Below are 22249 nucleotides of genomic sequence, written 5' to 3'. Positions count from 1 at the left end.
GCTTATTTACCAGTTGGGTTACGGGTATCCTGACCTGAGTTTAGGTTACGCATTAATAGGCCGTATTCTAGGTCCATATCTTCTGGAACTGGAATGAATACGAAGTGGCCGTTTCCTTTTGCGTCCTCAATCTTCTCTGACTTGCGGTTTTCCATCGCTTCAAGTGTGAAGATCACGTTGCCTTTTGGTGTCATTAGCTCAAGGCTATCACCAACAACGAATTTGTTTTTCACTTCAACTTCAGCAAGGTCACCACGGCGTTTGCCTGTGAATTCACCGACAAATTGCTGAGCGTCAGAAACTGAGTAACCGTAGTCGTAGTTTTGGTAAGCGTCATGAGTGTGACGGCGTAGGAAGCCTTCTGTGTAGCCACGGTGAGCTAGGCTTTCTAGAGTGGTCATCAGGCTCTCATCAAATGGCTTGCCTGCTACCGCATCATCGATCGCTTTACGGTAAACTTGCGCTGTACGAGCACAGTAGTAGAAAGACTTAGTACGGCCTTCAATCTTGAGTGAGTGAACACCCATCTTAGTCAAGCGCTCAACGTGTTGGATTGCACGCAAGTCTTTTGAGTTCATGATGTAAGTGCCGTGCTCATCTTCGTAAGCTGCCATCTTCTCTTCTGGACGGTGTGCTTCAGAAAGCAGAACTACTTCATCAGTTGGCTTACCACGACCAATCGTTGTTTCAGGACGCTCGTCTTGAACTTCAACTGCTTGCGCTTGTGCTGGGTCGAACTTCTCAACGATGTCGCCAGTGTCGTTTTCTTTGCCTTCTTCAACCTTGTATTCCCAACGACATGCATTGGTACATGTACCTTGGTTAGGGTCACGTTTGTTGATGTAGCCAGAAAGTAGGCAACGACCAGAGTAAGCCATACATAGAGCACCGTGAACGAACACTTCGAGTTCAGTTTCAGGACAGTGCTCGCGAATTTCTTCGATCTCTTCCAGAGAAAGCTCACGAGAAACAATCACGCGCTCAACGCCGTTTGCCGCCCAGAATTTCACTGTTGCCCAGTTTACCGCGTTCGCCTGTACCGACAGGTGAATTGGCATTTCAGGGAAGGCTTCACGAACCATCATGATTAAACCAGGATCAGACATGATTAGTGCGTCTGGGCCCATTTCAACCACAGGTTTAAGGTCGCGGATGAAGGTTTTTAGCTTAGAGTTGTGCGGTTGGATGTTACAAACCACGTAAAGCTTCTTGCCAAGGGCATGAGCTTCGTCGATACCAATCTTTAGGTTTTCGTGGTTGAACTCGTTGTTACGTACGCGAAGGCTGTAACGAGGTTGGCCTGCGTATACCGCGTCTGCGCCGTAGGCAAATGCGTAACGCATGTTTTTCAGGCTACCTGCTGGTGACAGTAGCTCAGGTACGAATGCTTTCTCAGTCATGTGTAATTCTCTTAATCTGATCTCAAGTCAGGCCGATTCCACCAGATGGGATCGGGGGCGCAAATTTTACGCCAAAATGTGACCTGTGACTAGGAAAAAGTCCATAACTAAGTTGGGGAAATGCAAAAGGTGCCCGAATAGGTCGAGCACCTAGGAGGTATTAAGCGTTAGGGTGAGGTAAACCACCTAAGCATTCGTACAGGTTAGGTAGGAATGCGCTTAGCTCGCCACACAGTAGAGAGAAATCAGCGTCAAAGCGCGCTGCTTGATCTTCACGTGGAATATCATCATTTTGGTCTTTAAGCTCATCAGAGAACTTCAAGCGTTTGATGCTACCATCTTCAGCTAAGATGAACTCAATACGCTCTTGCCACCATAAGGCCAGTTTTGTCACGACTTTATCAGCATCAATATGGCTGCGGATCTCGTCTGCTGTCAGCTCTTGCTTCTTACAGCGAATCACACCGCCTTCTTCAAGCACTGATTTTAGCTCGGCTTCATCAAGCATTTGAATGCCAACTGGCGTCTCACCCGTTTTCACCCACTCAGTAAGGGTTGTTTCTACCGCTTTCTCTGGGATAGCAGGAACCACAGGTAAGCTGCCCATCGTCTTACGTAGTAGGGCTAAAACATCTTCCGCTTTTTTGAAGCTGCTCGCATCGACTAAGATAAAACCTTCTTTAGGCAGGATAAGCACATAAGTGTGGTTGCTACGGCTAAAGGCGCGCGGAAGCAAATCCATCACAATATCTTCTTTGAGGTTATCTTTTTCTTTCTTTTTAAGAGGGCGACCTTCTTGCGCTTCAAGAGCCTCTACCTTGGCATTCAAAGAATCTTTAATGACTGACGCAGGTAGCATTTTTTCTTCTTTCTTAGCGCAGATAAGGATGCGGTTTTCAGAGACGTGAGTCATCATGTCACCATGCTTGCCCATGGCGGTAACCCAGCCAAATTTCTGCTTATCTTGGCTGCCACACGGGGTAAAACGAAACTCAGCTAATTGTTTCTCAAGCTGATCTGCGTTGAACTCGATTTCACGGTTAAAACGATATACCAGACAGTTTTTAAACCACATACTCTTTCTCTATACCTTTAAATTAGCAGCCAATCATAAAGACTTTTGTCGCGCTTGTCTTACTGCAAACACACAATAGTGGGATGAAAGTTATATGAAAATTTGTTTTCAAAGGTCACAAAAGTGTCATAATTGCTAGTAATAATGCCTATGCATCAAGAGGCGGCAGAACTGCCTTAATCATGAGAAAACTCAATTAACATAAGGTTATGCGATTATGTCTAGAAGGATTCTGGTTGTTGAAGACGAAGCACCAATTCGCGAAATGCTTTGCTTTGTTCTTGAACAGAAAGGTTACCAAGCGGTGGAAGCGGAAGATTACGACAGTGCGGTAACTAAACTGGCTGAACCCTTCCCAGATCTAGTGCTACTAGATTGGATGCTACCTGGTGGCAGCGGTATCAATTTTATTAAACATATGAAGCGTGAAGAGCTGACACGCAACATTCCTGTTGTGATGTTAACAGCGCGTGGTGAAGAAGAAGACAAAGTCCGTGGACTTGAAGTCGGCGCTGACGACTACATTACCAAGCCATTCTCACCTAAAGAGCTTGTGGCTCGCTTAAAAGCTGTGATTCGTCGTGTGACACCAACCGCGCTAGAAGACGTGATTGACGTTCAAGGCCTTAAACTAGACCCAGTTTCACACCGTGTTACGGCTAACGATGAAGCGTTAGATATGGGCCCAACTGAGTTCAAAATGCTGCACTTCTTTATGACGCATCAAGAGCGCGTATATAGCCGTGAGCAACTGCTGAACAATGTTTGGGGAACCAACGTTTATGTTGAAGACCGCACAGTGGATGTACATATTCGTCGCTTGCGTAAAGCGCTAGAGGCAGCAGGGCATGACAAACTGATTCAGACAGTTCGTGGTGCAGGCTACCGATTCTCGACGAAAGCGTAACAAGCAATACCATTTGGAGAGGTAAGTGGTAGAACGGTTAACTTGGAAAAAGCTAGCCTGGGAGCTAGCTTTTTTTTACACCCCTTGGGTGATTGTAGGCTGGATTTTCGGATATATGCCGTGGTTGCTATTAGCTGCCACGGTTTTGCAGCTTGTATGGCATTTACATAACCAGATGCGCTTATCTGCATGGTTGTGGGATGAAAAGCGTCTTACGCCACCTTCGGGTAGTGGTAACTGGGAATCGTTGTTTAATGGTATTTACCGTTTGCAGCAACGCCAACGTAAAAAACGCAAAGAGTTAACCAACCTAATTCGCCGATTCCGTAATGGTGCGGAATCCTTACCTGATGCCGTGGTCGTGTTTCGCGGTGAGGGCAATATTGTCTGGTGTAACAAACTTGCCCAGCACCTGCTTGGTTTCAAATGGCCCGATGATTCTGGTCAGCCAATTTCGAATCTGATTCGTACGCCGGATTTTATTAAGTACCTCAACAAGCAAGACTTTTCTGAACCCCTTGAGATGCGCTCTCCGCTGAATGTTGAACGTATGCTTGAGCTGCGTATCGTACCCTACACAGAAGGTGAGCACTTGATGGTAGTGCGTGACGTATCTCAGCTCAAACAGCTGGAAGGGATGCGTCGTAACTTCTTCGCCAATGTCTCTCATGAGCTAAGAACGCCAATGACGGTGCTGCAAGGTTATCTTGAAATGACTGAAGACCCAGATATGGTGGTTGGCCCAATGTGGACTAAAGCTCATGGCGTAATGACTGAGCAGCTCAATCGCATGAATAGCTTGGTTAATCAGTTGCTGACGCTATCTAAGATTGAAGCGGCGCCGATGCATGAGCTTGAAGAGGTCGTCAATGTTCCCGCGATGCTTGAAGTGCTAGAGAAAGAAGCGGCAAGTCTAAGCGGTGAGCTCGAACATAAATTGTCATTCGATGTCGATAGCAGCCTGCGTGTATTAGGCGATGACGACCAGCTACGCAGTGCAATATCGAACTTGGTATACAACGCAGTGAAATATACTCCGGCAGGGGCAGATATTCGAGTTCGTTGGTATCAGTCTGCACAAGGTGCGCACTTAGAAGTGGAAGACAGTGGTGACGGTATTGAGCCGCAACACTTACATCGACTGACTGAAAGATTCTATCGCGTTGATAAAGCTCGCTCTCGCGATACAGGCGGCAGTGGCTTAGGTTTAGCTATTGTAAAACATGCGCTTAGTCATCATGACTCACACCTTGAAATTCAAAGTGAGGTCAATGTTGGCAGTAAGTTCTCGTTTATTCTGCCACCGCGATTAGTGGTGAGTTAATGAGAATAGCCATAACGTCAACGTTACTTAGCGTCTGCATTTCTGCTTCTGTTTTTGCGGTAGATGAACTGCCAAGCTACAAAAAAAAGTCTGGGATTACAGGCAGCTTAACCAGTGTCGGCTCTGATACTTTGGCAGGTATGACGACCTTGTGGGTTGAGGAATTTAAAGAGCTATACCCGAGCGTTAATGGTCAGGTACAGGCTTCAGGTTCTTCGACTGCGCCACCTGCGCTGACTGAACGCACCGCTCAGTTTGGACCGATGAGTCGCCCAATGCGAAATCGTGAGATTGAGGCATTTGAAAGAGAGCATGGTTACAAGCCGACTGAACTGAGAATTGCCATTGATGCTATTGGGATTTTTGTTCATCGAGATAATCCAATCAAGGGGCTGAACTTTTCTCAGCTCGACAGCATTTTCTCGGCAACACTACGTTGCGGCTCTACGCAGCATATCAATACTTGGTCAGAGCTGGGGTTAGACTATCAGTGGGCTAAAAGAGGTATGCAGTTGTTCGGCCGAAATTCCGTTTCTGGTACCTACGGCTATTTTAAGAAAAATGCACTTTGTGGCGGTGATTTTAAAAATAGTGTCAATGAGCAGCCAGGTTCGGCGTCTGTTGTTCAATCCGTCAGCTCTGCAATCAACACCATTGGCTACTCCGGTGTTGGCTATCAGGTTTCTGGAGTGAAGCTGTTACCGATAGCGAAACAAGGTGAGGATTACGTACAAGCGAGTCAGGAAAATATTCTGTCAGGTAAGTACCCACTATCGCGTTACTTGTACGTCTATGTGAATAAGAACCCTGTTAAACCGCTAAGTCCAATTGAGCAAGAGTTCATTCGCTTTATCTATTCAAAGCAAGGGCAGGCCTTGGTGGCAAAAGATGGTTATATTCCCATTTCTACGCAAATCGCTCGACGAGAGCTAGCGAAAGTCGGTATTTCGGAACAACAGTAACTTTACTAGAGCCTCATTTAAGAGGCTCTATGTACATCTAGAAGCTCAACTCCCAGCCAGCAGCCAGCCAATATTCTTGCTCACTGGTTAGGTCCGCATCGAGCAGTTTATTTGCATCCAACCAATTTTCATCTTGCGAAGTGAGTGACCACTTATCGCCGTCAATAGATAGCGTAAGCACAGGGAGAGGCGTGTCATTACGCTGACCATTAAGTAAAATCGACAAGCGCAAGATACGTATCAAACCGACGATGTGTTTCTTCTTAAACAGGGTAAACTCTTCCATCTCATGCAGTTTGAGTGCTTTTCTTTGAAAACGAACCAACATGGCTAACACGCGTTGTTGCTCGCGGTTAAAGCCTGGCATGTATGTATTACGGAGAATGTAAGCGGAATGACGGTGAAAAGCCTGTAAGCTGATGCTTAAACCCACCTCATGTAGCAGTGCGCTCCACTCTAATAAGTCGAACAGCTCTGAGCTTTTTTTGATGCCGAGATCTTTATGGACTTGCTGCAAAAATTCGGTCGCTTGGCCTTTGATTTTTGCAGCGTGCTCTAAGTCTACAAGATGTTTATTGGCGAGGTTCTCAGTGGTTCGCATACGAATATCAGAACGTTTAAAGCTGTCTTCCATTTCAAACAGTAGACCTTCACGTAATGCGCCCTCTGAAAAGTGTATCTCAGTAACTTTGAGGCTGTTTACTATCGCGGATAAGATAGCAACGCCGGCAGCAAAGACGGGTTTGCGTTCTGGGGTGAGCCCACCAAGCTCGATCTCTTCGATTGTTTCCCAATCGCACAAGACACTGATGAGTTTATCGAGACGTTTGCCAGTGATAAGCCCATCCTCGAAACCTAACCCAATCAATACCTCTCGAATCGCTTTGATGGTCCCCGATGAACCAAAAGCAATATCCCAACCTCTCTTCTTGTAGCGATAGGCCAAAGACTCCATCTTCTGCTCGGCGGCGAGCATGGCTTTAGCGAAATTCTTTTTCGATAGTTTACCGTTAGCGAAGAAACGTTTGGTGTAACTGACACAGCCCATCTGTTTACTGTTGATCAGTTCTGGCTCAAAGCCACCGCCAATAATCATTTCGGTACTACCACCACCAATATCGACCACTAGTTTTGAGTCTGATTCGGGTTGGGTGTGAGCCACACCAAGGTAAATTAAGCGCGCCTCTTCAATGCCGGGAATAATTTCAATCGGAAAAGGGAGGACTTCCCGAGCGCGCTGCAAAAAGATATGTGCATTATTGGCTTGGCGAAGCGTGTGAGTTGCTGCAATACGAACGTTTTGTTGGTCAAAGCCTTGTAAGCGCTCAGCAAAAATTGCAAGGCATTCTAATCCGCGTTCAATAGCGGCATTGTCTAGGTTTTTTTGTGCGTCGAGACCAGCAGCTAGCCGAACTCGCTGCTTATGGCGACTGACAAGTTGTAAGTCTTGGTCAATGACTTTTGCTACCACCATATGGAAGCTATTGGAGCCCAAATCTATAGCGGCAACGTCACGAATGTCCGAGGTCATGTTGTATTAACGGCTCTTTACGTTTCTGATTCTTAGTTTGTTTTTCTATATTTTTAAGATAGTCGTAAATGGCAATTTGTGAGCGAACTTTCTTACGGTTTCCGCGCGCTACGTAGCTATTACTCATTTCTTTATCGATCCATCTCGCCTTCACTGTATCGGTAAAGTGGATGTTAATGATATCAATAATGCGCTGTTTAAGACGTTCGTCACGAATAGGGGCTGCGACCTCAATGCGATGGTCAATATTACGTGTCATCCAATCTGCTGAAGAAATGTAAACCTGTGGGTCACCGTTATTGTGAGTAATCATAACCCTTGGATGCTCTAAGAATCGATCAACAATACTGATGATCTTGATGTTGTCACTAACGCCTTCGACTCCAGGAACTAAAGAGCACATCCCGCGAATGATCATGCGAATGTTGACCCCAGCTCCACTGGCTTCGTAGAGTTTATTGACTAAGCCTTTGTCGACTAAGTTATTGGCTTTGAGGGTGAACTCTGCTTTTAGGCCTTGTTCTGCGTTGGCAATTTCATCGTCAATTAAACGATAGAGTTGTTTGCGAGAGTTGCGTGGTGAGACGATCAAGTGGTGGAATTTTATCGGCCGATAAGGGTTCTCAATGTAGTTGAAGACCCCACGAACTTCGTTGGTGAGCTCTGAGTCCGCGGTAAGCAGAGAAAAGTCGGTATAGATTCGCGCATTTTTTTCGTGAAAATTACCGGTTCCAATGTGCGCGTAGCGAACAATCTCATCATTTTCTCGGCGGCTAATCAGCAATAGTTTGGAGTGAATCTTAAGCCCCGGAACACCAAATATGACATGAACTCCGGCTTCGGTGAGTACTTTTGACCACTCGATATTCGCCTCTTCATCAAAGCGCGCTTGCAGCTCAACGACAACGGTCACTGCTTTGCCATTGTGAACAGCATCAATTAGCGAGTTCATTAGGCGTGAGTCTTTAGCAACACGATAGATATTGATCTTAATACTCAGTACCTTAGGGTCGAACGAAGCTTGGCGGACCCATTCACTGATATGCTCAAAAGTGTGGTAGGGGTAGTGCAACAAGATGTCCTGCGCCTTGATGGCGTCAAATTTATTGGCATATCCGTAAAAGTCGGCGCATGCCATCGGTGGTAAAGGTTTGTTTTCTAAGTAGTCTCTTCCTACGTTAGGAAAGTCGATAAAGTCTTTAAAGTTATGGTAACGACCGCCTGGAATTAAGCTGTCATAATTGGATACTTTGAGTTTTTTGCACAGAAAGTCGAGCATATCTTGCGGCATTTCTCGCTCGTAGATAAACCTGACAGGCATCGCGGTTAAACGTTGGTTTACCCCTTCAGACATTTGCTCAATTAAGCTGTGTTCGACTTCATAATTAAGATCGTATTCAGCATCGCGTGTCATCTTCATCGCATAGCCGTTGAGCTCGTCATATTCGAAGAATCCACTGAACAACTCATCTAAGCAATAACGAATGATATTATCGAGTAAGATGATCGTTTTGCGATGCTTGCGCTTTTGCTCAGGAACCATCACAAAGCGAGGCAGGTGATCGGTTGGGACTTCTATCAATGCATATTGACTTTGTTCACCGCTGCGCAAATTAACCGCAATGTAGGCATATTCATCTTTCAGAAATTGCAGCACATCAATATCATCACGCATCATTAATGGGGTAATGTGAGGCAGTACTTGTTTGCGGAAGTATTTTTTTACCCAGTTTTGTTGAGTTTCGTTGAGCTGGGTTTCATTGACTAAAAAGATTCTATGCCTTGCCATATCACGGATAAGCTCAGCGTATAGCTCGTCAAAACGTTCATTGAGTCTTAGCGCTTTGGTCTGCATCTTGGTTAACAAGTGTTTGGAATTATCGTTGATCCCACGTTCTTGGTTGATCAGGATGCGACGCTTCACATCCGCAAAGCGAACTTTATAAAACTCATCTAAGTTATTGGAAAATATGCCAAGAAAACGGATCCTTTCGATTATAGGTACGCTTTTATCTGCGGCTTCTTGTAAGACACGCTCATTGAAAGAGAGCCAACTTAATTCTTTTTCAATATACAGTTTCTCTGCGCTCATGATCTCACCCTTAACCGAAATGACGAAGTAAATTACTGAGAAAACTCTCAGATGAATAGCAACTTAAGGTGCTGAGATGACAGTTTTATTGCAAATTTTTATTGCATTGTTTTCAGTTGTTTATTGCGATCTGTAATATAATTGTCACCTAATAGAAATATTATACCCTCGGACGAAAATAGGTAAGAGAAACAGATGGGCCAAGCAGAATTCTCATTGCGAGAGCGAGATCAAAAGCGACTAATCAAAGATCGATTAGTTCGACTCGCTGTATCTGCTGGTGGCGTGGGTGTGTTGGCAGCGCTGGTTCTGATCTTCGTCTACCTTGCCATGATGGTATTGCCACTGTTTAGTGATGCGAAGATAACCCCCAATGTTCGTTCAGTTCCCGTTTCAGTTTCTCAGCCCATCGCTTTAGGGGTGGATGATGTGGGTGAAAGCGCTTTTGTCATTTCAGCACAAGGCAAGATAGATTTTTGGTCACTCACGCATCCGACTCGCCAACCGGTATTATCTCAGCAGATTGGTCAGCCTAATGACTTGTTTGCTCAATCACTGGCATCCGATGGGCTATATGGCTTTGCTACGCCAGAAGGGCAAGTACAAATCATCAAGCCAAACTTAGACTCTGAAATGAATCAAGGCGTTAGAGTTTTAACCCCGAGTGTCACTGAACTCAAGCGACCGTTTGATTTACGTACTGATAAGCACAAGTTAGTTAAATTTGCTTTTGCTACCCAAGACAGTATGGCGTTGGCGGGTTGGTATGATGATGGTTTTGTCAGAGTTCGTTGGCTAGAGCAGGAGCAAGCCCACCATTTTACCTTTGCAGAGCCGTTACCAGAGTTAGAACAATTAATATTGACGCCTGATGGAAACACGCTGTATTTGCGCTCTGGCTCTGAACTTATCATCGCGCTAAAAAACGAAAATCGATTTGAGGTACGTGAGGTGGTGGATTTGAGCCAAGGTCGCTCAGAACACGCTGTTACCGATATTGATTTGTTGCCGGGAGCATACTCTGTTTTGGTGACCCACCAAGACGGTCTTGTTTCTCAATGGTTTGATGTTCTGACAGATGGAGAACGATACTTAACTCATATTCGCCAGTTCAAGCTTGCTTCCGAGCTCCAGTTCCTATTGCCTGATACCTACCGTAAAGGGTTCTACAGTTTTTATATTAATGGCACTGTTCAAAGTCATTACACCACCAGTGAAAAGTTGGTGATGTTCGAGCGTGCCTACACTAAAGCCCCGTTGCTAGCGGCGATGTCGAATAACGAATCGTATTTATTAGCTGTCGATAACAATACATTAAATCTCGCAGTGATTGATAACCCGTTCCCAGAAGTTTCTCTTTCCTCGCTTTGGCAGAAAGTTTGGTATGAAGGCTATCCAGAACCCGAGTTTGTTTGGCAAACCACGTCCGCTAGCGATGAATTTGAGGCTAAGTTCAGTTTAATCCCAATCGCATTTGGAACCTTGAAAGCTGCGGCGTTCGCCATGTTATTCGCGATTCCTATCGCGGTTTTAGGTGCCATTTACACAGCCTACTTTATGACGCCGAAAATGCGCAGGGTAGTCAAACCTTCTATTGAACTGATGGAAGCGCTACCTACGGTTATCATAGGTTTCCTCGCTGGATTATGGTTTGCGCCGATTGTAGAAAGCCATCTAGCAGCGGTCGTCGCCCTGATGCTGTTTTTACCACTATCAACGATAATGGTGGGGTTTGTTTGGCATAGTGCTTCAAAGCAATGGTCTGGGCAGCTTTCAAATGGTTGGCATGCTGCGATTTTGATGCCAATTATTGTGGTTATTACTGTGGTGATCTTGTCGCAGAGTGGCAACATTGAAGCCTTATTCTTTAATGGTGATGTCAGGGTTTATCTAGCTGAACACGGCATCGATTTTGATCAACGTAATGCGCTAGTAGTTGGTTTTGCGATGGGATTTGCGGTTATCCCCACGATCTTCACTATTGCAGAAGATGCTATTTTCTCAGTACCTAAGCATTTGTCTGATGGTTCACTCGCTTTAGGGGCGACGCCATGGCAAACGCTGATTCATGTTGTTCTATTAACAGCCAGTCCAGGTATCTTTTCTGCGATTATGATGGGACTCGGACGTGCGGTGGGTGAAACCATGATTGTGTTAATGGCAACAGGTAACACCCCTATTATGGATTGGAACATCCTTGAAGGGATGCGTACTCTATCCGCTACGATTGCGGTAGAAATGCCAGAGTCAGCAGTCGGTAGCTCTCACTATCGAATCTTGTTCTTAGCAGCCTTGTTGTTGCTAGTTTTTACCTTTGCGGTTAACTCTTTAGCTGAGTGGGTACGTGAGCGTTTACGCGCTAAGTATCGCTCGCTGTAAATCAGAATTATTAGGAAACCTTCTAAGTGTTTAAGTGGTTAAAGTCAGGCTCTCCTTGGATATGGTTAACGGGCGGTGCAGTCAGTATCAGCTTGTTGTCTGTGTTAGGGCTTTTGCTGCTTATTGGCTGGAAAGGGCTTTCTTACTTCTGGCCTGCCCCCTTGTATCAGTGGCAAACAAAGCAAGGCGACATTCTGGTTGGTCAAGTCTACTCGCAAGAGTACGTCCCTATCAGTCACTTGCGAGAGATGGATATTGAACTGCCGCATGACGTGGTAGAAAAAGGTCTGGTAAAGCGAGTGAGCATCAAGGTTGCCAACCGCGACTTATACTCTTCTGACTTTGTGTCGCTGTTAGAAATTGACCTTGATGAGCCAACGAAACCAGAAAACTGGGCGGTTATAGAGCGAACTCGTGGTGGGGATTTTTACGGTCATCCGGTTGGATACATGCATGCGGATGGACGTGTAAGTAGCGATATTCTTCAAGACTACACGCAAGGAATCGCATTTGCTGAAAACTTGCGAGACGAGATCGAAAATCTCATTGAGCGCGATGTGAGAGTGATTAATGCTCAAGCTGAGCGATTAAGGTTGGAGAGGAAAAAACGTAGCCTGAATGGCACGCTGGATGATGATTTCATTGCTTTGTATCAAAGCCAGAGTAACAAGTACACAGAGGCGTTAGCGGCAACAGAAGCTGAGTTAGACCGATTGCGTAACCAGTTGGTGAACCAAGGTTTGCTGGTTGAAGATATGACTGGTCAGCAGGTAACGATTCCGCTGAGTGAGATTCTGGATTTATGGTACCCGAACCAAATGAACCTAGTAGAGAAAACTGCTAGATGGGGTAAGCAGGCGTGGAAGTTCTTATCCGATGATCCTCGCGAGTCTAACTCTGAGGGCGGTGTGTTCCCTGCGATGTTTGGTACAGTGCTACTGGTGCTGATCATGTCGGTTATCGTGATGCCACTCGGTGTGATTGCGGCTATCTATCTTCACGAATACGCTAAGAACAATGCGTTCACCCGCTTAATTCGAGTGGCAGTGATTAATCTGGCAGGTGTGCCTTCCATTGTGTACGGTGTATTTGGACTAGGGTTCTTTGTTTACACGCTAGGCGGCTCAATCGACTCGCTATTCTATGCAGAGAAACTGCCAACCCCGACCTTTGGTACTCCCGGTCTGTTATGGTCAGCATTAACGCTTGCAGTGCTAACGCTTCCGGTGGTGATTGTGGCTACCGAAGAAGGCTTAACTCGAATTCCGAGCTCAGTTCGTCACGGTTCTTTGGCGTTAGGTGCGACTCAGTTTGAGACCATGTGGCGAATTGTCTTGCCAATGGCGAGCCCGGCGATTATTACGGGTTTGATTCTTGCGGTCGCGCGTGCGGCGGGTGAGGTGGCTCCGTTAATGTTAGTCGGTGCAGTGAAATTGGCCTCGAGCTTGCCTGTCGATAGCCAGTTTCCGTTTTTGCATTTAGAGCGTAAGTTCATGCATTTAGGTTTCCATATCTATGATGTTGGCTTCCAAACCACTAATATTGAAACAGCAAGACCTTTGGTTTACGCCACGTCATTTTTACTTGTAACTGTGATTGTTGGCCTGAACTTAACCGCGATCAGTATTCGTAATAATTTGCGCGAGAAGTACCGAACTCTAGGACAAGATTAACCATGTTTTCAGTCAATCAAACACTCGGCTACCAGACCCCCTTAGATGTGAATAATCTGAGCGATGAGCAAACCGCAATTGCTATCGAAGGGTTAAACTTGTACTACCAGAACAGTCAGGCATTAAGTGATATTTCAATGCGAATTCCAAAAGGGCAGGTTACCGCTTTTATCGGTCCGTCTGGTTGTGGGAAGTCGACATTGCTTCGCTGTATTAACCGTATGAACGACCTTGTTGATGGCTGTCGTGTTGAAGGCAAGGTTAAGCTACATGGTAAAAATGTTTACCATCCAAAAGTCGATGTTGCTACGCTTCGTCGCCGAGTAGGAATGGTGTTCCAGCGCCCGAATCCATTTCCTAAGTCCATCTACGAAAATGTGGTGTATGGCTTGCGTCTGCAAGGAATCAAAAATAGCCGTGCTCTCGATGATGCTGTCGAGCGTTCATTGCGTGCTTCTGCGCTATGGGATGAAGTTAAAGATCGCTTACATGAAAATGCATTTGGATTGTCAGGTGGTCAACAGCAACGTTTGGTTATCGCGCGTGCAATAGCGATTGAGCCTGAGGTACTGTTGCTTGATGAACCTACCTCAGCACTTGATCCTATTTCCACTTTAACCATTGAAGAGCTGATCAACGACCTGAAAACCAAATATACTGTAGTTATCGTTACCCATAACATGCAGCAGGCAGCGCGAGTGAGCGATCACACAGCCTTTATCCATATGGGTAAGTTGATCGAGTACTCAGATACCGACTCAATTTTTACGTCGCCATTGAAAAAACAGACTGAAGATTATATTACGGGTCGATACGGCTAACTCGTCGTATTAGAATTTTTACTTATCCATTGGGAGATTAACGTTAACTATGAATTTTGGACGCCACATATCAGGTCAGTTTAATGTCGAGTTAGAGTCGATCCGAACCCACGTATTGACGATGGGTGGTTTGGTCGAGCAGCAGTTGTCGTTTGCGATGCAGGCGCTACACAAAGAAGACATCGAACTGGCGAGAAAAGTGGTGCGCGATGATCATAAAGTTAACGCGATGGAAGTCTCAATCGATGAAGCCTGCACTCGTATCATTGCCAAACGTCAGCCGACAGCTAAAGATTTGCGCCTGATTATGGCAATCATCAAAACGATTACCGATTTAGAACGCATTGGTGATGTTGCAACCAAAATTGCTTATGTGGCGATAGAAAGTCCGTCTTCAAAAGAGCGCCAGTTCCATGTTTCATTAGAACCGCTTTGCCGTCAAGCAATTAGCATGCTGCACCAAGTGCTCGATGCCTTTGCACGTATGGATGTTGACGCGGCAGCAGAAGTATACAAACTCGACGATAAGATTGATGCTGAGTACGAAGCGGTGATCCGCCAGTTGATGACCTATATGATGGAAGACCCGAAAAATATTCCCAATATTCTTCAGGTCATGTGGTCTGCTCGCGCGATAGAGCGAGTTGGAGATCGTTGCCAGAATATCTGTGAGTACATCATCTACTTTGTCAAAGGCAAAGACGTTCGCCACTTGGGTGAACAAAGCATTGATGATGCACTTCGCTAGAAGTGCAAGATCACCCCAGTTGATAGAGTGGCTGACCAGTTTGAACTAAGCAGAGTTTTATTCTTGTCGATATAGTTGAAATCGCCACCTAGTCTAAAGCCAATATTGTCAGTGGCAAAAATGACCCAAGCCGCTGAAAAGCTTGCCCCAGAACCTTCAGCATACCGAGTTTCATTCGAGAAGATATTATCTCGACTACCTTCGTATTCAACCAAGCCGGCTTCGAGTTGTAGACCAAACTTAACCGGTTGTTCCATAAAGTGGTATTGCCCACCAATTCGGTAAGTTTTTAGCCTATCCTTATCCCACAAAATCTCTGCTGATGTGTGTGAATAACTCAAATACAGCGCATCAAGACCCAGTACATCTGTCACCCCAAGTTGCAGGCCACCACCGGATAGGCCAGCATCAAGGTAAGGTCCCATTTTGATTTCTGGTGAAATATGTAACCCAGTTGCTGAGGCAGTAAATGGCGTTAAAAGGGTGAGCGCTAAAAGGTGTTTTTTCATTGTTTGAAGACCATTGTCAAAGTGATTACCGCTTTCCTTGAAATAATTCTGTCCTGAGGTCGCTATCCTATGGATTATTTTTAATAAGAACCAATTAATGGCCCTTATATCTTCAATAATCAAATCTTATCAAGTTGCTTTTATTTGAATGAGAATGTTCCATTGATGGAAAATGTCACGTTTGAGTTTGTAAGCCCATAGTAGGTGCCGTTAGGATCAAAGACACTGACTTTGACGTAGGGGAAAAACTTGAATATTGAATGCATTGATCCAAGTGAAAGCTCCCAGACGTTTGCGTGACCCTGATTAAAATCTTCCATATCGGACTGATCAATCGCCATGTAGTGCTCATATTTCGCAGCAACGTAGACATGCTCAAAGTAACGAGTTGCGCCTACGTATGCCGAGTATTTGTTAACATCATCAACCGTTAACCATGTAAAACCATTACGAATATATTCAGCGGTTGCGCCAACTTTAAGAGAAGTGTGTTCCAAATACCGCGTCACTGAAAGATCGATTTGGTGGCTTGTTGTTTTGACACCATCAATGCCAACTTCATGCATCAACCAATCGTCGTACAGCCCATATTCATAGTAGGCATCCATCCGCCATTGGTGATTAAAGTTGTGGCGATATCCAGTACCTACACCGAGCCAGCCATCGGTATCAGCACCAACAAACAGAAATGAGTTATCGGTCAAAGAGGCATAGAGACCAAGTTCAAAGAAGTCCTTTTCAATAGAGACAGTCACGTCGGCATATGACGCTGCGCTTAACATGGTCGCTAAGCAGGCTATTGAAAGTTTTTTCATAGTCGGAAACTTAAATGAGAGCCCTTAAGAAATAAGGGCTCTGAAAAGGGAAGGTTAGCCGTTTAGACGAGAACGTAGAGCGTCACGGACCTTGTTGCGATCGATAGAGTTGATCGCTGGTGATACTTCTGGGTTTGTGTCTACGCCAAAGCTTGGATCAACAGGCTCAGGACGGTCGACTGGTGAATCTAAGCCCCATTCTGGCGTGTCACCCATATCTGGTGTTGGGCGATCAGGTGCGTTATCCACTGGCGGTTGAGTCGGTACAGCGACGCCGAAGTCAGGATCTGTTGGCTCTGGTCGGTCTGGTGCATTACCCATATCTAGCCCCCAGTCAGGAGTATCACCCATATCTGGTGTCGGACGGTCTGGTGCATTATCAACTGGTGGTTGAGATGGTACTGCAACGCCAAAACCAGGATCGACAGGCTCAGGACGGCTAGGTAGGTTACCGGTATCTAAGCCCCACTCTGGAGAGTTATCAATGTCAGGAATAGTTGGCGATTGAGAGTCACCGGCAACACCACCTGACGAAGAACAACCAGCAAGCACCAATGAACCTGCCACTACTAAAGCGATAAGAGATTTTTTCATAATTGACTACCTTAAAGTCTGACAAATTTTAGACTGGCGAGATAAATGTGATTACTGCCAGGTGTTATTGAGCTGCCAGTTCCTTAGGCGAGGGCGAAGAGAATCTAAGGCTTGAGACGAACGTAAATAGCTGCGTCAAAGCAACACCCATCAGCAAATTCCGATGCTGAGCAAAACTGCTGGTGGCTATTATTGTTAATAAGCACTGCTTCATCTAATGGAATGAGCTTATATCAAAGATAAGTAATGCTTATTACTTTTGGTCAGACTGCTAGAATGGATTCGCTTTTATTGACTTGATGGTTGAGTGCGGTCTGTATTTCACTGTGTAGCCAGTGGATGAGAGGGTTGTTGCGATTCTTTATGTGATACTGGCTGAACACGGGCATGGATTTGTCTTGCTCGTCCATCACAATATCGATCGCGCGAAGATTAGGGTAGAGGTCAATCGGGAATAGATTAGAGTGCGGCATAAACATATCTGTGTGTTGTACTACATCGATGATTGCCATGATTAACTCTGATCGGAACGCGACTCTGGTTTTCAGGCCACGATTTTTCATCATCTGTTCAGCGACGCTAAAACTGTCATTCCAACCTGGTGTTATTGATGATGCGATTTCATAGCCGTCAAAGTCTTCTAAGTTTGCTATCGGACCTTTAATAGGGTGTCCTTGGCGGACAAAAACTCTGCCTTTTAGCTCAATAAGAGGCTTTAAGTAAATTTCTTTTGGGGCGCTAATATCGTAATTGACGCCAAATAGTATCTCCCCTTTACTGATGCTTGATAACGTATTATGCGTCCAACCGACGAGTTCGATGTCTGCTTGCGGTGCGTGCTCTCGCAACTGATGAAACAAGGTTCCCGATAAGCAAGCGAGAACCATAGGCGAGAGTGCAATTTTTAACTTGGTATCGATCATTTTAGGATCGAATTCTTGAGATCTGTTCAGTGCTGTAGCCAATCCATCTAAATGGGGAGTTATAGCTTCTGCTAGTTCTATAGAAAATGAGGTAGGCTCTAACCCAGAAGACACTTTGACAAACAAATCATCATTGAAATGATTACGCAGTTTTTTAAGTGACTGGCTGATCGCAGGCTGAGAGACGAATAGACGCTGAGAAGCCTTGCGCATATTGAGTTCTTGAGATAAAACCAGAAAGGTTCTCAGTAGGTTTAAATCTAAGTTGGAAAACAGATCTTTTGCCATGTGCGGATAACCTTAATACTTTTGCGAAACAAAGGTTTGTTCTTCAAGTGGAGCTCGAATATAACCTTCTTTGTTGAGCTCTGGTAGTTCGATCTCTGGGTAGGTAATATCCTGATACTCAATTTGTTCAAGTAGATGGCTAATGCAGTTTAGGCGAGCACGTTTTTTATCATCTGAAGGGACTACCCACCATGGGCACTGCTTGGTGTCTGTATAGGCAAACATCTTATCTTTGGCCTCAGAGTATTCAGCCCAGCGGTTGCGCGATTCTAAGTCCATTGGGCTGAACTTCCAGCGCTTGATGGGAGTTTTGATTCGCTCTAAAAAGCGTTTTTCCTGTTCTTCATCGGAGACGGAAAACCAATATTTGAGCAAGATGATGCCAGAACGCTGCAACATACGCTCAAATTCAGGGCAAGATCGCAGAAATTCATCGTACTGCTCATCAGAGCAAAAGCCCATCACCTTTTCAACACCCGCTCGGTTGTACCAACTACGGTCAAAAAGGACTATTTCACCAGCGGCAGGTAGGTGTGCAACGTAACGTTGGAAGTACCACTGGGTTTTCTCTTTTTCAGTAGGGGCGGGTAATGCAGCGATTCTACAAATGCGAGGGTTGAGTTTTTCTGTGATGCGTTTAATAACGCCACCTTTGCCAGCGGCGTCACGTCCTTCAAAGATCACAACGACTTTGAGGCCTTCCTGTTTTACCCACTCTTGCAGCTTTACCAACTCAATTTGAAGGCGTTGAAGTTCCTTTTCGTAAAACTTCTTATCCAGTTTGCTCTTAGCCATAGCGCACTCCTTTGTTATCAAAAGGTTAGCACTTGTGGAGTAGGGATGAGAGTTTTATCACTGAGAACTGAGAGCCTCTACGACCTTTTCGATGGCAGAGCTATTGGTCACTGGAATCATGAAATCGTCGATGTTCTGATTACCCATTTTGGCTTCTTCGCTGATGTTAGTCATATAGCTTGAGCGGGCACTCTTACCTGATAGATGAACTTCTCTGACGCCAGTGTGTTGAACGATGCTTTGAACATTGTCGGCTGTTAGTCCAGCACCGGCCATGATTGAGATTCTACCGTCAGCCACTTTGACCATCTGTTGCAGAACCTCTTTTCCTTGTCCTACATTGGCAGCCAAACCTGAAGTGAGGATACGCTCGCAGCCTAATGAAATTATCTGTTCAAGAGCTTGCTGCCAGTTGCTGCTTTGGTCAATGGCACGGTGGAACGTGATACCTAAATTATACAACTTGGCGCGTTGAGTCAGCTGTTCGGCTAACCGCATATCGATATGTCCATCGGCACTCAGCACCCCCAGCACTACGCCTGCTAATCCCGCCTCTGCTGCCGCTTCGATATCGAGTAACATTGCCTCAATATCATCTTGGTCGTACAAGAAGTCGCCTTGCCTTGGGCGAATCATAGCGTAGACAGGGATAGGGGATATTTGAGCTGCTTTTTTCATAAAACCAAAGCTGGGCGTTAATCCACCAAGCGCTAGAGATGAGCATAGCTCGATGCGTGTTGCGCCACCTGTAATCGCATTATGCAGTGATTCAAGATTATCGATACAAACTTCAACGTGGTACTTCATAAGTAAAGCTCTCTGAGGATAAAGTTGGCGTTATTTTAGCAGTCGAAGAGAAAGATATTAGGGTAAAGGTCGAAGATTTGATTTCCTCAAAAATGAGTGGGAGAAAATAAAAAACCTCAGCATGAGCTGAGGTTTAAGATCTTGAGCAGGAGCTAGATTAAGCTGCGTCGTCTTGTGCTGGTTCAGCGTCTTCGACTGCTTCAACCTTTTTAGGCTTCTTAGGTGCAGGTTTGCGTTTTGCACCCAGTGCGTAGAGCACTTCTTCTTTGTTTTGCGCTAGGAACATAGCCAAGTCTTCTTTCTTGCCTTCGTCTTCTAGCAGTTCACTTTTACCTAGTAGCTCAAAAAGCTCATCAGCCATATCAAGCATCTTGTCATATGCGTCAGCTTCCGCTTTAGAGGTAAAAGTCATTTTCTCTTCTCCGTTGCGTTCTACCACGTACTTGACGATTACAGCCATGGTTGGTCCTCTAACTCAAATTATCAAAAATATTTACTGTCTGTTTATACAGCTTATTGATGGCAAAGTCTAGGTAGCACAGGCGATCATGAGGTTGAGATCGGCAAAAATTTGATAACGCTCTGTTCGTTATTGAGAAGATAACGGTAAGCAGAACTGGAAAAGGTGTTCCGCCGCTATCTTGGCAACACTTTCTAGCATCTCTGGCGGAGGATTATCTATCGAGTGAATCTGCAATCCATCGAGCATGGTCACAGCATAATGTGTCATGACTTGAATGTCGGCATTTTGCACGAGTTGACCATCATTGGCGGCTCTTTCAAAACGATTTTGAATGAGCTGAATGAATTCTGCACGCATCTTCAAAGCGGATATTTTAACCACACTAGATTCATCGCTACAGGCCAGAGAACTCTGGATCATCAAGCAACCTTTGTTCTTCTCGTTGCTGCATTTTGCTTCGGCAGTTCGGGAAAAAATAGTCTCAATCACATCGCGAATTTGAGGCTGCTCCAATGCACTAAAGAATGGTGCGCCTTCACGATTCTTATACATCTCTACCGCTTGAAAATAGAGTTGCTCTTTATTGCCAAACGTTGCGTACATACTTGGTTTGTTGATACCCATCGCTTGGGTGAGATCTTTGAGTGACGCGCCGTCGTAACCTTGTGTCCAAAAGACATCCAAGGCTTTCTCTAGAGCGATTTCTTTATCAAAGCTTTTTGGGCGACCACAGGTTAAACGGACCATAACTTTATTCAACAACTTCTCAAATATAACACTCAAATGGTAAATCGCAGGCCGTGCGTTGTCCATATCGCAAATGTATTCATTTGGTAAATTTAACTTGATCAATGTCAAAAGTTAGGATTATTATACCGATCGGTACAAAATCAATGTAAGGATAGCGAGATGGTAGGTAAACACCTTAAAACACCCCTTCTACTTATCTCAATTGCAGCACCTTTGGTGTTGTCGGGATGTCAGGATTCACATGCAGAAGTGACTCAGTCTGCACCACCACCGCCAGGTGTTGAGGTGGCAGAAGTGCTGGTTGAAACCATCACTGAGCTTGATGAATATACGGGGCGTTTAGAATCACCTCAGACTGTATCGGTGATTCCGCGAGTGTCGGGCTATGTTGAACAAGTGCATTTTGAAGAAGGCACCATGGTTGAAGAAGGCGACGTTCTTTTCTCCATTGATGACCGAGCATTTGTTGCAGAGGTCGAGCGACTTGAAGCGGAACTGAGCAGCGCTAAAGCCAGTTACAACCAATCGATCAAAGATCACCAGCGCGCGCTTAAGCTCAATAAGAACAACGCTATTTCGCAAGAAACGGTGGATGCACGTTTTACCGCTAAGCAGCGCAGTGCGGCGAGTGTTGCTGCGATTAAAGCTTCGCTATCTCAAGCCAAATTAGATTTAGCCTTTACCAAAGTCACTGCGCCGATCACAGGCAAAGTCTCTAGGGCTGATATTACTGAGGGCAACTATGTATCAGCAGGTGATACTCAGTTAACTACGTTAGTGTCGACTGCTCATATGTACGCTTACTTCGATGTTGATGAAGTGACTTTCCTTAAGTACCAGAAGTTGAACAAGCTTAAAGCGGGTGAAGGTTACGCGAAGCAGCTAGTACAGCTTGGTTTAGCGAATGACGCGGCTTACCCACGAGTAGGGCACATCGACTTTGTTGATAACGCAATCAATCAAGCAACAGGAACAATTCGAGTTCGTGCTGTCTTCGACAATAAAGATCAGTCTTTATGGCCTGGTATGTTCGCGAAACTGCGTATTACTGGTTCAAGCAGCTACGAAGGTGTGTTGATAGATAATCGTGCAGTGGGCACAGACCTCAACAATAAGTACGTGTTGGTTCTTGATGAGAACAATATCGTTCAGTATCGCGCGGTTTCGCTAGGTGAAAAACTCAATGGTTTACGCATTGTGGCGGATGGCTTATTGCCGGGCGATAAAGTTGTGGTGAATGGTCTGCAACGTGTGCGTGCCAACATGCCAGTGACACCAAGTGAAGTCACGATGGCGAACGAATTGACCTTATCAATGTTGCGTGACCAACAAGATCTGATTGACCAACAGCGCCAATCTCTTACTACAGCGGCATTAAACGAGAAGGGATAAC

20 protein-coding genes are annotated in these 22249 nt (G+C 45.3%); 8 read left to right on the top strand and 12 right to left on the bottom strand.

What is annotated here, in order from left to right; genetic code table 11:
- Positions 1-2: 2 nt before the first annotated feature.
- On the bottom strand, positions 3-1400 hold the full coding sequence (trhP, locus tag AC6R16_RS04055) for a prephenate-dependent tRNA uridine(34) hydroxylase TrhP (RefSeq protein WP_004747929.1): 1398 nt from the start codon (positions 1398-1400) through the stop codon (positions 3-5).
- Positions 1401-1560: 160 nt separating this feature from the next.
- Positions 1561-2475: a recombination-associated protein RdgC gene (gene rdgC / locus AC6R16_RS04050; RefSeq protein ID WP_004747930.1), complete on the bottom strand. Its 915-nt coding sequence runs from the start codon at positions 2473-2475 to the stop codon at positions 1561-1563.
- 217 nt (positions 2476-2692) lie between these two features.
- Between rdgC and phoB the strand changes: the two genes are divergently transcribed.
- Genes phoB through AC6R16_RS04035 form a run of 3 tightly spaced genes read left to right on the top strand, consistent with a single transcriptional unit; the run spans position 2693 to position 5668 of the window.
- Complete coding sequence (gene phoB, locus AC6R16_RS04045; protein ID WP_004747931.1) at positions 2693-3382, top strand: phosphate regulon transcriptional regulator PhoB; 690 nt, start codon at positions 2693-2695, stop codon at positions 3380-3382.
- A gap of 25 nt (positions 3383-3407) precedes the next feature.
- Complete coding sequence (gene phoR / locus AC6R16_RS04040; RefSeq protein WP_004747932.1) at positions 3408-4706, top strand: phosphate regulon sensor histidine kinase PhoR; 1299 nt, start codon at positions 3408-3410, stop codon at positions 4704-4706.
- Positions 4706-5668, top strand: coding sequence for a PstS family phosphate ABC transporter substrate-binding protein (locus AC6R16_RS04035; protein ID WP_500673684.1), 963 nt, complete (start codon positions 4706-4708; stop codon positions 5666-5668). The genes phoR and AC6R16_RS04035 overlap by 1 nt, the downstream gene beginning before the upstream one ends.
- A 37-nt stretch (positions 5669-5705) precedes the next feature.
- Here AC6R16_RS04035 and ppx read toward each other — a convergent pair whose 3' ends face one another.
- A complete protein-coding gene (ppx, locus tag AC6R16_RS04030) occupies positions 5706-7199 on the bottom strand; it encodes an exopolyphosphatase (RefSeq protein WP_500673683.1) in 1494 nt (497 codons plus the stop codon).
- Entirely contained in the window at positions 7180-9291 is a 2112-nt protein-coding gene (ppk1, locus tag AC6R16_RS04025) for a polyphosphate kinase 1 (RefSeq protein ID WP_500673682.1), read from the bottom strand. Before ppk1 ends, ppx begins: the two co-directional genes overlap by 20 nt.
- Positions 9292-9486: 195 nt before the next feature.
- Here ppk1 and AC6R16_RS04020 point away from each other — a divergent pair, with 195 nt between their 5' ends.
- Genes AC6R16_RS04020 through phoU form a run of 4 tightly spaced genes read left to right on the top strand, consistent with a single transcriptional unit; the run spans position 9487 to position 14912 of the window.
- Positions 9487-11670, top strand: a complete 2184-nt coding sequence (locus tag AC6R16_RS04020) for an ABC transporter permease subunit (protein WP_500673681.1) — start codon at positions 9487-9489, stop codon at positions 11668-11670.
- 26 nt (positions 11671-11696) lie between these two features.
- Entirely contained in the window at positions 11697-13343 is a 1647-nt protein-coding gene (gene pstA / locus AC6R16_RS04015; RefSeq protein ID WP_500673680.1) for a phosphate ABC transporter permease PstA, read from the top strand.
- Between the two features lie 2 nt (positions 13344-13345).
- Positions 13346-14164, top strand: a complete 819-nt coding sequence (gene pstB / locus AC6R16_RS04010) for a phosphate ABC transporter ATP-binding protein PstB (RefSeq protein WP_171382644.1) — start codon at positions 13346-13348, stop codon at positions 14162-14164.
- 49 nt (positions 14165-14213) lie between these two features.
- Complete coding sequence (gene phoU, locus AC6R16_RS04005; protein ID WP_004747942.1) at positions 14214-14912, top strand: phosphate signaling complex protein PhoU; 699 nt, start codon at positions 14214-14216, stop codon at positions 14910-14912.
- On the opposite strand, the gene AC6R16_RS04000 is transcribed toward phoU, so the two are convergent.
- The 8 genes from AC6R16_RS04000 to AC6R16_RS03965 all read right to left on the bottom strand — a co-directional run bounded on the left by AC6R16_RS04000 (position 14909) and on the right by AC6R16_RS03965 (position 20865).
- The gene (locus tag AC6R16_RS04000; RefSeq protein ID WP_500673679.1) at positions 14909-15421 is read right to left on the bottom strand and encodes a hypothetical protein; all 513 of its coding nucleotides are present in this window, start codon (positions 15419-15421) and stop codon (positions 14909-14911) included. The two genes, phoU and AC6R16_RS04000, sit on opposite strands and share 4 nt — an antisense overlap.
- Before the next feature lie 140 nt (positions 15422-15561).
- Positions 15562-16236: a hypothetical protein gene (locus tag AC6R16_RS03995; RefSeq protein ID WP_500673678.1), complete on the bottom strand. Its 675-nt coding sequence runs from the start codon at positions 16234-16236 to the stop codon at positions 15562-15564.
- Positions 16237-16290: 54 nt separating this feature from the next.
- Positions 16291-16830: a hypothetical protein gene (locus tag AC6R16_RS03990; RefSeq protein ID WP_500639430.1), complete on the bottom strand. Its 540-nt coding sequence runs from the start codon at positions 16828-16830 to the stop codon at positions 16291-16293.
- 263 nt (positions 16831-17093) lie between these two features.
- Complete coding sequence (locus AC6R16_RS03985) at positions 17094-18041, bottom strand: LysR family transcriptional regulator (RefSeq protein ID WP_500639431.1); 948 nt, start codon at positions 18039-18041, stop codon at positions 17094-17096.
- Positions 18042-18053: 12 nt separating this feature from the next.
- A complete protein-coding gene (gene ppk2 / locus AC6R16_RS03980) occupies positions 18054-18836 on the bottom strand; it encodes a polyphosphate kinase 2 (RefSeq protein ID WP_500639432.1) in 783 nt (260 codons plus the stop codon).
- A 57-nt stretch (positions 18837-18893) separates the two neighbouring features.
- Entirely contained in the window at positions 18894-19643 is a 750-nt protein-coding gene (locus tag AC6R16_RS03975) for a copper homeostasis protein CutC (RefSeq protein ID WP_500639433.1), read from the bottom strand.
- Positions 19644-19800: 157 nt separating this feature from the next.
- Positions 19801-20103: a YebG family protein gene (locus AC6R16_RS03970; protein WP_004747950.1), complete on the bottom strand. Its 303-nt coding sequence runs from the start codon at positions 20101-20103 to the stop codon at positions 19801-19803.
- Between the two features lie 129 nt (positions 20104-20232).
- On the bottom strand, positions 20233-20865 hold the full coding sequence (locus AC6R16_RS03965) for a TetR/AcrR family transcriptional regulator (protein WP_500673677.1): 633 nt from the start codon (positions 20863-20865) through the stop codon (positions 20233-20235).
- A 150-nt stretch (positions 20866-21015) separates the two neighbouring features.
- On the opposite strand from AC6R16_RS03965, the gene AC6R16_RS03960 reads away from it, so the two are divergent.
- A complete protein-coding gene (locus tag AC6R16_RS03960) occupies positions 21016-22248 on the top strand; it encodes an efflux RND transporter periplasmic adaptor subunit (protein WP_500673676.1) in 1233 nt (410 codons plus the stop codon).
- Position 22249: the final 1 nt, after the last annotated feature.

Source organism: Vibrio sp. R10-SG3-ISO10 (assembly GCF_059834185.1).
This window is presented reverse-complemented; position numbering and strand designations above follow the sequence as displayed.